This window comes from Variovorax sp. AC103 (assembly GCF_979254005.1).
Genome location: NZ_CEEDFC010000128.1, coordinates 1 through 229 on the forward strand (window position 1 = coordinate 1; position 229 = coordinate 229).

1 pseudogene is annotated in these 229 nt (G+C 69.4%); it reads right to left on the bottom strand.

Annotation, left to right across the window (positions count from 1 at the left end):
• A pseudogene (locus AC0IYU_RS35070) lies at nucleotides 1-229 on the bottom strand (hypothetical protein); the annotation flags it as partial.

Genomic DNA, 229 nt, shown 5'->3' on the forward strand with positions numbered 1-229 from the left:
GTAGTCGCGGGCGCTGTGTCGAGTGGTCTCGGGTGACGCGGGTGCAGGCGCGCCCTCCCCTTTGCCTTTTCCTTCGCCTACCCGCTCTCCGTCTTCGCTTTGCGTGGTCCGATCCCACCAGCCGCCTTCGACCCGGTGCGGGCCCGCGAGCACCTGCAGCACGCCGTGGTAGAGCGGCCGGTTGTTCTGTGTCGCCAGGCGCAGCGGCTTCGCCAGGATGAAGGTGGGC